At 43.4% G+C, this 12,297-nt stretch carries 9 protein-coding genes and 1 pseudogene; 4 read left to right on the top strand and 6 right to left on the bottom strand.

Features of this window, described 5'->3' with window-relative positions; all coding sequences use genetic code 11:
- Nucleotides 1-102: 102 nt before the first annotated feature.
- From C482_RS20520 to C482_RS13330, 3 genes are all read left to right on the top strand, one after another.
- Nucleotides 103-960: a glycosyltransferase gene (locus tag C482_RS20520; RefSeq protein WP_152422009.1), complete on the top strand. Its 858-nt coding sequence runs from the start codon at nt 103-105 to the stop codon at nt 958-960.
- Between the two features lie 230 nt (nt 961-1,190).
- Entirely contained in the window at nt 1,191-1,472 is a 282-nt protein-coding gene (locus tag C482_RS21540) for a hypothetical protein (RefSeq protein ID WP_161605603.1), read from the top strand.
- An 806-nt stretch (nt 1,473-2,278) separates the two neighbouring features.
- On the top strand, nt 2,279-3,370 hold the full coding sequence (locus C482_RS13330) for a glycosyltransferase (RefSeq protein ID WP_006168163.1): 1,092 nt from the start codon (nt 2,279-2,281) through the stop codon (nt 3,368-3,370).
- 24 nt (nt 3,371-3,394) lie between these two features.
- On the opposite strand, the gene C482_RS22865 is transcribed toward C482_RS13330, so the two are convergent.
- The 3 genes from C482_RS22865 to C482_RS21205 form a co-directional block, all read right to left on the bottom strand.
- Nucleotides 3,395-3,979 carry an O-antigen ligase family protein gene (locus C482_RS22865; protein ID WP_394295542.1) on the bottom strand — a complete coding sequence of 195 codons (585 nt, stop codon included), beginning with the start codon at nt 3,977-3,979 and terminating at the stop codon, nt 3,395-3,397.
- 623 nt (nt 3,980-4,602) lie between these two features.
- Complete coding sequence (locus tag C482_RS20515) at nt 4,603-5,634, bottom strand: glycosyltransferase family 4 protein (RefSeq protein WP_275039631.1); 1,032 nt, start codon at nt 5,632-5,634, stop codon at nt 4,603-4,605.
- A 72-nt stretch (nt 5,635-5,706) separates the two neighbouring features.
- Complete coding sequence (locus C482_RS21205; RefSeq protein WP_152422008.1) at nt 5,707-6,624, bottom strand: hypothetical protein; 918 nt, start codon at nt 6,622-6,624, stop codon at nt 5,707-5,709.
- A gap of 148 nt (nt 6,625-6,772) precedes the next feature.
- Between C482_RS21205 and C482_RS21535 the strand changes: the two are divergent.
- Nucleotides 6,773-7,095: pseudogene (locus C482_RS21535) on the top strand (IS6 family transposase); the annotation flags it as partial.
- 503 nt (nt 7,096-7,598) lie between these two features.
- On the opposite strand, the gene C482_RS20510 reads toward C482_RS21535, so the two are convergent.
- The 3 genes from C482_RS20510 to C482_RS13310 all read right to left on the bottom strand — a co-directional run bounded on the left by C482_RS20510 (nt 7,599) and on the right by C482_RS13310 (nt 12,112).
- Nucleotides 7,599-9,083 (bottom strand): flippase, encoded by a 1,485-nt coding sequence (locus C482_RS20510; protein WP_083858621.1) that lies wholly within the window; start codon nt 9,081-9,083, stop codon nt 7,599-7,601.
- Nucleotides 9,084-9,137: 54 nt separating this feature from the next.
- On the bottom strand, nt 9,138-10,598 hold the full coding sequence (locus C482_RS20505; protein ID WP_006168160.1) for a sulfatase: 1,461 nt from the start codon (nt 10,596-10,598) through the stop codon (nt 9,138-9,140).
- A 1,226-nt stretch (nt 10,599-11,824) separates the two neighbouring features.
- Nucleotides 11,825-12,112, bottom strand: coding sequence for a winged helix-turn-helix domain-containing protein (locus C482_RS13310; RefSeq protein ID WP_241431927.1), 288 nt, complete (start codon nt 12,110-12,112; stop codon nt 11,825-11,827).
- Between the last annotated feature and the right edge of the window lie 185 nt (nt 12,113-12,297).

The raw sequence follows: 12,297 nt of genomic DNA, 5'->3' as shown, positions 1-12,297 counted from the left end.
TCAGTGCGAACAATGTGGTGGTTCCAATTACGATGACTCAGTATTCCATCGACGGTGTACAATCCACGGACGATTTCAACATACCTCTTCTTAACTCATAAGATGGCTACACGTCAATTCTCGGTGCTCATTAGCGTCTACGAGAACGACGACCCAGATCATTTGACTATCGCTCTTGATAGCGTTCTCGATCAAATGGAAGTCCCCTCAGAGATCGTCCTCGTTGCTGATGGCCCCCTGACCACTGAATTAGAGAACGTTATTGAGCGTTTCAGAACTTCGCATCCTGAGGTCTTTACTCTCGTTAGACTAGAATCTAACCAAGGCCTCGGTGCTGCACTTCGGGCGGGGCTTGAAGCATGTTCTTATGAGTTCGTCGCTCGGATGGATGCCGACGACATTTCGAAGCCAGAGCGCTTTGAGGCACAAATCTCCTATCTACTTGAGAACCCTGACGTTGATGTCGTTGGGAGTTACGTTGGTGAATTTCGAGATCAACCTGATGCTATTGACAACGTGAGAGAAGTCCCATCTGATTCAGAATCCGTTGCTCGGATGGCTAGATTCCGGTCGCCGACAAACCACCCTAGCGTCATGTTTCGGCGTTCGTCCGTGTTAGAGGCGGGAAACTATCGACCCTATCGCTCGATGCAGGATTACGAACTCTGGATGCGAATGCTCTCTCAGGGATACACGATCGAGAACATTCCTGCAGTGCTCGTCAAGTGCCGAGCTGGTGACGGGCTCTACGAGCGAAGAGGAGGCGTCTCGTATGCTCGACTCGAAGTTCAATTACAACGCGAATTCCTCAGAATGGGTGCCATCTCGTGGTTCGAATTTCTACGGAATGTCGCAATCCGAATACCCGTTCGCCTACTCCCGAATAACGTCCGAGGGTGGATTTATCGGACGTTTCTTCGCGACGAATCGGACACTAGTGCAGAGACATCGAGAATATAACTTCTCCGCGTCCCATCGTGCGCGGAGTCTATCGATATTTTAGTCCCGTCGGGGCTCCAACGTGGATGGAGGTCACAGCGATTTTCACCTTCGTAGCCAAACGGTGAGAAGAACTGACCAAGTTCGGTCACTGTGTCTGTGTGTTGGTCAAAGAGGAGCAAATGCCGACGACGACCGCGATCGGGATACGTATCTGTGACAACCCAGCGGCCGTTCGGTGATACTGACGGGTGGCCATCGCCGTATCCATCCAATGGGTGAACAAATTGTTGTTCACCAGTCTCGACATCGATTTTGTGGTACCCATCTCCATGCTGCTTGGAACGACCCCAGACGAGCACCTGCGTCTCGTCGAGCCAGCAGTAGTGGGAGACAACATCGTCGTCCATGAGCAACCGGTAATTTCCGTCTCGGTCAGAGACGTACAGTCTGGAGACGCGACCCTGTGGTCCTCGCCATCGGTGGAGGAAAACAAACCGGTCTCCCGCTGGATTGTAGAGGACGTGATTTAGATAGTGATCTTCTTGTGCAACCTCGTTATCGATGAGCTCCGCGAGCGAGATCAATAGTTCGGCTGTATTGGTCTCTGTCTCTACTTTCCAGAGTCCATCATCAGTTGGTTGGGCGATTTTCGTTTCATCGTCTATTCCGTATCCATAGTCGGGTCGGTTCCGGTCGAGGCGATGGTAATTGAGTGAGATGAATTCCTGTCCTGTCGGTGCCATCGCCTGCAGCGGTCGATCGTACGTTTGTATCGTGGTTCCGGTCGTATCAACGACTGTCGCGGCGAGAGAGCCGTCTAGAATATCGTTGTATACGACATGGTCAGTTTCTGTTGGGTGCCATCTCGTTCTACACCCTTGCTGGTAGTTCCACGCCGCAGAGGTTGCGATAGATTGTGAGCGGCCGTTTTGATACAACTGGATTGATACGCCAGGTTCTGTTGTCGGACGGTGATAGATCAACGAGTCGCCGTTTCGATTCCACGGTGTGGTATCGAAGTATCCAAAGAACTCTGGCCCGGAGAAAGAGGTCACTTCAACATACTCTGCAGGGGTGAGGAGTTCGGTTTCCGTGTGGACACCAGAAGTGAAATCACGATTGCCGAAAACGAAATAGTTCGTTCGCTGGTAGAGTGCTTTGGTCGTCTGTTTCAGCACTGGAAAGCGGTTGAGGGCTTCGGCAATCTTTCGTTCAAGTGGATTGAAACTCATCCGGGTACGTGAACACCAGTTCGGCCAGCCCAATAGTCATTTTCGAACCGGCCTTCATCTGACGATTCCATTATCTATTAGCCGCAATAGGTACAGATACGCGTATGGCCATCGATCTCCTCTACATCGTTTCGACACTCCGACAGAGTGGACCGACGAATCAGCTATACTATTTACTCAAAAATCTTGACGACGAGTTCAATGCGCGAGTGCTAACATTGTCACCCGAGCCTTCAGACTCCGAGCTCGAACGGTTTCTCGAGTTGGATGTTGAGTACGAGACACTGGGGCTTTCTCGGGTCAAAGGTGGCTTGACTGGTCCGTATCAGCTTCGAAATGCAGTCGACAATTACGATCCCGACGTGATTCATACGCAGGGAATTCGAGCAGACACACTTGCGACGATCTTTCTCTCTGGGTACTCGCATGTCGCGACAATTCGGAACGATGCGTATGATGACTATCCAGCAAAATATGGAACAGCCCAGGGTCTTGCGATGGCAGCCGTTCACACAAACATTCTAAAACGACTCCAGTACCCGGTCGCTTGTTCCGAAACGATCGCTGCAAAGGTGGCGGAACGTGGTATCGACGCTGTTCCGATTCAGAACGGAGTTGATACGACTGCATACACTCCTGCCTCTGATTCGGAACAATCTGCTCGGCGGGAGGAGCTTGGTTTGCCAGACGATGGACCGATTGTGATCTCAGTAGGATCTCTTATCGAACGGAAAGATCCCGTGACTGTTGTCCGCGGTTTTTTCGAGAGTGAATTGAGTGATCGGGGTTACCTGGTGATGTTAGGTGATGGTCCGCTCCGAGACGAGTGTGAGAACGCCGTCGAAGATGAGAGTCGTGTTTTCTTCGAGGGATGGGTTGAGAATGTTGACGACTACTTACAGGCCAGTGATTACTTTGTCTCGGCGTCAAAGTCCGAGGGTCTTCCAAACTCTGTGATGGAGGCGCTTGCATCTGGGCTAGTAGTGTGTCTATCTAATATTAATCCACATAATGAGATTCTACAGTATGACAATTGTGGGAGAACGTTCAAACTATATGACCACGAGGATCTTTCCGGGAAGCTTGATTCCCTTAATAATATGAATTGCAGAAATTCCAGAGAAGCCGCAACAAATAATCTCAGCGCATCTCGTATGTCTCAGAAATATCAACAGTTGTATCAGAGACTCAAATAGATACCACTGTCTATAGTAAGTAGTTCAGTCTATAGTTTGATTGCTGTTCCAATTAGAGGTGAGCCAAATATGACATACCAGCACTACTAACATGAATACAAAACTTTCGAATCGAATATGGAATATTGCTTGATCAGTCATATCTCGAACTAATAAAAACACCAATACTGATAACCAAAATGACGAGTCTACTTCACGTGAGAAATAGAGATACCTGCCTAGATAATATACCAATATAGAGTATAGCACTAAAAACACTATTCCATAGTCGATCAAAAACCGTATATAACCATTGTGAGGGGATTCTCCGACTTCAGTGATAAAATATCGGTGTCCATTCCCTAGTAGCAATTCAAACGGGGAAGAACTAGCAAGAACTGTGAAACCCTCGGCCCAGATCTCCAAGCGAGCGAATGGTGTCTCCCGATGAAAAACATTGGTAGTGTGCTGAAACAGAAGAACGCATATCCCAAGTATAATTACCCCTGCTATAGAGTATAATCCTATCCGCCCTATGCTTATATCACGATCAAGTGAAAAATAGACGAGTATTGCAACAATTACAGCAATAGTGACTCCCCGACTACCCGTAAATAACATTCCAATCATAAATAGTGCACTAGGATAGATGTAGATATGGTTATATTTCTCATAATAATGGACTGTAGTTAAGAAGCCGACAGCTAGTACGGGAGCCAAGTAATTTGGATTTACAAACCATCCTGCTATACGTGGGTATTCACTATTGTAGGTTATTTCAATCCACCCCCATTGCAGTGGGTGGACCATAGACAGCAATGAAATTACCAACGAAAATAAGGAAAATAAGAATAAAAACCTCACGCACATTCTGGGTATTTTTTGCTTATCCAGTAAGAGACCGATTAGTAGAATAGTAGTGAATAAAAGAAGGTTCCAAATGAGAATTGTGGACACAAATCTGATATGATGATAATAAATAGTGGATGAGATGGCAGCAAACGATATCGTTGCCCCAAAAATGAATAGTGTAAAGTTGAGTTCTAACACGGCATTGTTATGGAGGTAGTACACTCCTATTATAATTGTGGTAAATAATAATATGAAATGGGAGTATACACTATATGCAGTATTGGTGGGGTTGTAGCTTTCGACTGGCAAAGAGTATGTTGATAAGAATAAAATAACTCCTATTAATAGATAAAACAGGCCGTGTTTCACAACCGACAATAGCTTAGTATTTGCACGTGTGCTCATAGATAATTAAGTAATTCCTGTGCTCTTCTTTCCCATGTATGGTGATTTACAAATGTTTCGTAAGCCTGATTCCCAATTTCTACTCGTATATTTCTATTTTCCAATGTACGGATTACTTGTTCCCATTCGTGTACATCACCGCAATCAGCTAGGTAACAATTTTCTCCATGAGTTAATACCTCTCTCAAAACAGGCAGGTCTGAACAGATCATCGGATTACCAGAACTCATATATTCAAAAATCTTTAATGGAGACATATATCTAGATAAATCCTGATCGCTGTTCGCTGGGGTCACTTTTTCCCTATATGGTGCTAATAATATATCAAAACTTTTGATATATCTTCCGGTTTCTGAATTGGGGACGTATCCATGGCACGCCACATTTGAAGGAATGTCTCCATACATAGATTCAACTTCTTTCGTGCTCCCCCCCACTATATGGAACTGGTGGTCTTTAACATGTTTGGCTAGTGTGAGTATAAACCCAACTCCTTTTCCTTTACTTGTTGAACCTACATATCCAATTTGTAATCTATGCAAACTTGTCGCACGATCTAATGAGGTTTTCTCAACGGATTCATCAATAGGGTCTGCAGCGTCATGCAAAGTAATTATTTTATCTGTATCATCATAGCCAAACTCAGTAGTATAGTAGTTCTTCAGACTATTTGATATCGTGACTAGCACTTCGAATGACTCCTTCCCGTATGTGTATTTTTCGACTGATTTCCCAAACAAATGCCCTGGGGGTTGGTGTGCTTCATAAATTAGTTTACTACCTGTATTCTGCAAGATTGCCATTGGATAGATGTATCGAGAATATATAACATCTGACTCTATTAGATTATTGCACACATTGCGTGCGTAGAGCAAATTACCTAACCTTCCATAGTTTGGTCGGCTGCAATATTGGAGTTTGAATCTGTGTTCTATATTATAATATTCAAAAGGGTCTTTATCAGTTCCTGGCGATGAATATAGTGTGACACTATGGCCTAATTTAGAGAAGGCTTCACACATTTTCATTACATGTACTGAATTCGCTGTTCTCGATGGTATTGTGGAATTTGATATATATGAAATCTTCATTTGGATTACCTATAAATATCCTAAATCAGAAAGACGCTCTTCTACTGATTCATCGGACTTTTGTATATCATTTCTTCTCTCAGATTTATCATCGCTAATTTCTTTCCTACTCTCATACTTTACAGTATGCCATGGGACTTTTACGAGTTTTTCTGTGTATATTCCCTTTGGATGGCCAGAGAGTTTGAATGGAAATGGGTGAGCCCTTTCTCTCACTAGATTTCCATGATCAGCAGTTATAATTGTTTTCCCACATAGGTCCTCAACCAACCTCTCAGTGTATTCTAATACTATTTGTAAATTCTCACGATATGCTTTCCAAATTGTTTCTACAGCTACTTCACCTTGGTCCAGTAATTCCCAGACATTTCGAGGGTTATCAATATCCCCCTGTTCTAATGCTTTCACACGTCCCCGGAGATCCTGCTTTCCAATTTCCTCTTTTCCAGTGTTTCCAATGAATGGATAATGTGGTTGCATAAAATGTATTACCAATTTCTTGTTCGGATATAACTCGTTTACATCAACTGCAGTATCATACATGGTTCTTGGATGGACTGTGCCTAATTTATCGTCCCATCCTTCTATCCAAACATCAATAATTTTATCGAAACTGCCTTTAATGTTCCCAGACACCCATTCATCGACTCTATATATTGGATTTGAAGTTACATAAATTGTATTATTGTAAGTCTCATCAACGAAATTGTTCTCTATATATTCTGGTGTATTTGACGAATAGGTCCATCGACTCTCTAATTGGCCATCTATAGAATTCAAATCTTCAAACATATCATATCGGCATGCATCAAGTATTATTATGTTGTCCCAGTCTTCTTCTATAAGCGACCAACTATTATTATTGAACAATGAATAGTATGATTTTAATATCTTCTCTTTCATTTTAGGTATATTTACTCTATTCATAGTGGCTATGGCTGAGTGCTCTCTATACGAGTGTATAGCGCACCAATTAGCAAGACAAGTACATAAAACCACTTACTCATTTCGTGGTCCCTGATACACTCTTCAGAAGCTGCCGATATAGTGGACTGACGCATGATCGCCACTACTCTATACTCATCCAAAGCGTTCCACGCAGAGCGACCCGCGACGGTTCTGTCGTCGGCGGGTCGAGGTTACGAGAAACAAATTGGGATCGACGGTGAAAAGAAGTGGTTATACGCCGTGATCAACATAGACCCAAGACTACTGCTTGAAATCGCCGTCTACAGCCGCTGTGGGACTGAGTCCGCGGCGGCATTTCTGCACCGACTCATTGAGAAACACGATATTGACGAGATAGAATTTCTCGCCGATTCTGGTGCCTATCTGACTTCCTTTGCCCATCACGAATTGAGCGGTCAGCTCAACTACAACAACCGAAACCACGTCGAAAACGGTCCGATTTCGAGTTGATAAAGTCACCGGGAAAAACTTCAAGAAGACCAGTCAATGAGAGCACATTAATTCCATAGTCAACTCCTCAACGTAGACGAAAATCGAATAAGCAGGTGAGTGCCGCAGCTCACAGCGCGCCGTTCCAGTTGCTGCGGGACGAATCCAGTTGTAGGTCCGTGGCGATGTATTTCATCGTATTCGATCAAGACGCACCTGATCATTGCACAGAAAATCTCGAAGAGAACACCATTCAACGACTGTGAGTGAAAGTTCCCAATACATATCTTCTTAACTTCCAGAATAAATTTTTATCCATCGCGGAAGCGTGTCGATGCTCATCACGCCGACAGGCGCGTACACTGACGACAATGTCGTCAATACCATGGGTTTCGTTGAGATGGTCCATTTCACTCAGGAATAATACATGGGGGAAGGACATAGTGGATACCATGGTCAGTGTCGAAATAAACCAAGCTACACTTACTTACTAATACCGATCCTTATACAAGTGATTTAATTAAACTTTTTTCCTCTTCCTCGACCCCTAGAGAAATAATTATTATAATATAGGTTAGCACCCCTATCAAAGTGCCGACAAAGACTAAATAAATCCCATTTAACAACATGCCCATAATATGCATAGGTATTATTGAAAAAATACCTGCTATAATGGGTTTTAGGAAAGACAACGAATATGGGAACAACCCTTCTAAATACCAAAGTTCAATTGTCTTTGTGATGTTCAGTAGTGCAAAAACACTTGCGGTAGCGACCGCAGCTCCTATAAATCCATATTCCACAATAAAAATATAATTCAAAACGAAGTTCAATATTCCGAATGCCCATTGGTTTGCTGCGAGGAGATATTGGTGATCAGTCATCATTAACAAGTATCCATTTGCGCCGCCAAGACTGTGGACTAACTGCCCTAGAACAAATAGTGTTAACACTAGAGAACCACCAGTAAATTCTTCACCAAATAGTGATAGTAGCTCAAATCGATAGGTTACGAGAGAGATCGCCATGATTAGTGAAATTATGAATACCCATCTAGTTATGACTTCATACAAATATTTCAACTCACTGCGTTTCTCATTAGATAATAGGCGGGAGGCAACTGGAGGGAATAATTGATTAAATGCTGCTAATGGAAGTGCCAGTATTCCTGCAAGGAGTACGGCAATGTTATAAATCCCAACCGCGGTAGATGACAGAAAAAATCCCACCATTAGAATGTCCACTCGGTTCATTAAGATGTCTCCTGCGTCCTTCACTGTGATTGGTATCGAAAAATTATAATAACTTCTCACACTCCCTTCCTTTAGTATTGAATATGAGTGGGGCAGAGATAATTTGAACCGTGTATAGAACAAGTATATTGATATAATTAGGGTTAATAAATGTGCGAACAATAATCCAACCATTACTCCAATGAGTGAAAACCCTAGTCCGAGTGCCAAGACAGCTGCACTAACTCGAAATACTGGCCGAACTAGTTTGTTTGTTAATACTTCGTACTCTAGCTTTTCTGCCCCCCTAAATACACTGTACAATATTCTTGAGATAGTATCAAATATTAGTATAAGGGCAAAGAATCGTAAGACATCTACAAAGAGTTGGTTATTGAGTGTCAATCTAGAAATAGTTGGTGAGAATATAAATAGACTAACCGCTGCGATGGTCGCCGCGCACAATGACGTAATTGTAGCGAGTGTTAATACAAACTGTTGACGTTCAAGCTCATCATGATATTGTGGAATGTATTTAAGAAGTGATTTATCGGTACCTAAATTAGTGAAAACCAAAAATATACCGATGATGTTTTTACTATATGCATATATTCCATAAGTACCCGCTCCGAGTCCACGAGTTAAAATTAATTGGAAAACAAATCCAAGCACATCCACTACGATTTTTCCGATGAAATATAATGACGCTCCACGCGTTATTGAGGATAACGAATCATTCTCATTACTGTCAGACATGGGCTATGATCGTATAGTTGAATCGTATAGAATTACCTATTTCTGACTTACTTATCAAATATATCCTAGATCCCTGAGATTCTTTTCAACTTCATTACTTAATTCAAATTCAGATGGATCCCCTTCGGGCCACCTTCCAAATTCATCACCTAGTATTGTTTTTATATCTTTTCTAAATTTGTCTAGCATATCATCTTCTGGGTCTTCTATTAATTCTTCACCAGGGATCCGATATAATTTCTCTTCGTCAATTGAGGACATGACAAATTTATATTCATCTGTTCTCACCCCTTTTCGACCGGCAGAAAATTCTCGTAATTGTTCTGTATCCAAGTATCGTCCGTGATTGCTGTTTTGGGCAAATTCCTGCTGGTCTCGTTCTCCATATTCCATAAATACTTTCTCACGTTGATCATCGCTAAATAGTGACTCGCCACTGGTTGTATTTGGCGTCTCTAAATCACAAAGGTCACAAACAGTATCAAAGATGTCAATCAATGACGCTAGGTCTCCACGCCGAACACCGGTTGGTACTCTGGGTCCTGCTATAAGTAGTGGCACTTGAATCGTTTCATCAAATAAATAATGACTATGTTCCCAAATATCCTTTTCGCCTAACTGCTCACCATGATCTGCTGTTACAATCAAAATGGTGTCCTCAATAAGCTCTCTCTCATAAAACTCAAGAAATCGGCCAAATATATCATCTGCATATTTGACGGAGGCTTCATACCAACGTTGTAACAACTCAATTTCTGAATTATTGAGCCAGTCTGGGTTCGCTAAGAATTGTCCAATACCTTCACCATCTTCAATGCGTCTAATCCGATCCAATCTGATTTCGCTATTGTTTATGTCACCACTAGTATTCAGCAAATATTCAAGAAAGAACCATCGAGGTCGTGAATAGTTAGAGCACCTTTGTTTCTTGTACGGGCGTGGAGGGTCATATGGGAGATGTGTAGGAAGAACATTGCAAAGGGCAAAAAATGGGTGTGTGAGATCATTTCTAATTTTCTCACACAAGACATTAAATTTTAAACTTGTATAACTTCTCCCACCTTTGATCATAGTCTGGATAAAATCTCTAGCAACAAGCCTATCTGAAACAACCTTCTTAAAGTATTTCTTTGATGGCCTTTTACCAAGATCGTAATATGTCTCGAACATGCTATTGAAACCTCGATCATACCCCCAATCTGATCCCATTTTTGCGGGCCCTGTAATCCCATATGTGTCATATCCTCTTTTTTGTAGCCATTCTGCCATTACAGGAACGTTTTCCGGCAGTTGAAGGTACTGTCCGGTGACACCGTTCTCTGATGGATATTGACCTGTATAAAGTGCCGCATGTGAAATTGGAGTAGCAGGACCAGCAGCGAATGCTGATTCGAATAGCGTGCCATGTTCTGCCAATCGATCAAAATGGGGGGTGTCAACCTGGCCTCCATAACAAGAAAGATGGTCTGCCCTCAGTGTGTCAAATATAAGTATAATTGCGTTTGGACTAGGCATACCCTCTTATGGCATAGTATTATACTTTAAAATTGTGGTAGGTGCGGTCTAGTTTAGTACCTTCGCTAGCGTCCATATATTGGATGGATGGCACGACCGTTGACTGTGTCTAGCACTCTGTCAAATTCATCTGCTAAGGATATCGTTCTAGCCGTCTATAGTATCGTTATATATGAGGCACATGTATCAAAGGAAGCATACCACTGATCTCAGCGAGGAAAAGTGAACCGGATTGAAGATTCTTCTCTCAACAGAAGAGGAAAGAGTGCAAAAGTTCACCCGAGAACGGATCTTGCTGAGGGTCGACGGCGGCTGGTCAGATCCATAGATTAACGAGGTGCTGGAGTATAGCCTTGTGATCATCTAACACGGAAGCATTTCTCTGAAGAAGGGCTTGCGGCAGCAGATTGCCACAAGTCCGATCGCGTCTGAACGCAAACTGGATGTGGCTACTGAAACTCGGCTCGTTGCATTGGCATGCAGTCAGCGACCCGTGGGTGTTCCCAGTGGACGCTCCGGTTTCTTACCGACAAACTCGGTAAGGCCGAGGCGATCGATATCAAGTTGATCTCCCGCAAGACGGTTCGTCTGGTTATAAACACGACCTAAAACCGTGGAAATCAAGCCATAGTGTGATTCCTCTCAAGAACAACGCTGATTTCGCCACACGAATGGGAGACGTTCTCGACCTCTACTACAACTCATACGACTCTCCGTCCTGTTGCCTGTTTTGATGAATGTTCTGTTCACCTTCGCGGGACGCGCAACCTCTTCGTGTATTTTGAACCGCTCGTTGGCTGGCAGGAGATAACCGTCACAGACCGCCGCATGAAACAAGACTAGGCAAACGCGGTGCACGCACTGGTTGAACAGTATTTCAACACAGATCCCATTCAAGTTGTCTTGGGTAATCTGAGCATATGTCGTCTCAATACTCTGTACAAGACGTATCCACCAGTCGTCTTCTATCAGATACTCAAATGGTTTAAGTTTCACTTTACTCCGGTTCGCGGCAGCCGGCTCAACATGGCTGAAATCGGAATCAACGCTCTAATTCGTCAGTAGCCTTGACCACTGGATTTCGGATGCAATGACACTCCACTCAGAGGTCGCTGTATGGGTGTACTCGAAATGAGAAGAATCCTCAGATCGAGTGGCAATTACAACTGTAAACATTGCACCAAACTTTACCGACTCTCCTTCTTCAATTGACAATTGACAGAACACTAGTTTTTACCTCGCTCAAGTTCGCGTGCCTCTAGTTCGCCTCGGAGGTAGGAGAGACCGTAGTCTGTAATCTTGTAATAGCCGCGCTTCTTGTCAGTCTTTTCAAGTAAACCAGCATCTGCAAGGACATTCATGCGGCGAGAAATGGTATTCTGACTTCGGTTAAGAACACTAAGTTCTTCGACGAGATTGTACCAGACGGCGGTCGGTGGTAATGCGATCCGATGATCCGTGTCTGTCTCCAGTTTTTGGAAGTATTCTAGAATAGCATCGTCAGCTTCGTTCATCCACGATACACGGGCTCGCATATCTCCGAGGACATCTGTTCGGTGATTAATTGCTCCGGATCAGGCTCTTCTTGGATCATATGGTCCATTCATGAGGCATATATGCTAGAAGTTAAGTAACTGGAATATAGTCCTCTTGTTAGGGAAGATATACCTGGACCTGACTCTCTTGAGGGTCCGAAACA

Origin of the sequence: Natrialba chahannaoensis JCM 10990 (genome assembly GCF_000337135.1) — an archaeon.
GTDB lineage: Archaea > Halobacteriota > Halobacteria > Halobacteriales > Natrialbaceae > Natrialba > Natrialba chahannaoensis.
Note: the sequence above shows the minus strand (reverse complement) of the source record. Positions and strands in the feature narration are given on the sequence as shown.

Excerpts from the sequence above, each read along its gene's own strand:
- C482_RS21205 (WP_152422008.1), bottom strand. The coding sequence starts at position 6,624 with ATGAATAGAGTAAATATACCTAAAATGAAAGAGAAGATATTAAAATCA.
- C482_RS20510 (WP_083858621.1), bottom strand. The coding sequence starts at position 9,083 with ATGTCTGACAGTAATGAGAATGATTCGTTATCCTCAATAACGCGTGGA.
- C482_RS20520 (WP_152422009.1), top strand. The coding sequence starts at position 103 with ATGGCTACACGTCAATTCTCGGTGCTCATTAGCGTCTACGAGAACGAC.
- C482_RS22865 (WP_394295542.1), bottom strand. The coding sequence starts at position 3,979 with ATGATTGGAATGTTATTTACGGGTAGTCGGGGAGTCACTATTGCTGTA.
- C482_RS13310 (WP_241431927.1), bottom strand. The coding sequence starts at position 12,112 with ATGAACGAAGCTGACGATGCTATTCTAGAATACTTCCAAAAACTGGAG.
- C482_RS13330 (WP_006168163.1), top strand. The coding sequence starts at position 2,279 with ATGGCCATCGATCTCCTCTACATCGTTTCGACACTCCGACAGAGTGGA.
- C482_RS20505 (WP_006168160.1), bottom strand. The coding sequence starts at position 10,598 with ATGCCTAGTCCAAACGCAATTATACTTATATTTGACACACTGAGGGCA.
- C482_RS20515 (WP_275039631.1), bottom strand. The coding sequence starts at position 5,634 with ATGAAAATGTGTGAAGCCTTCTCTAAATTAGGCCATAGTGTCACACTA.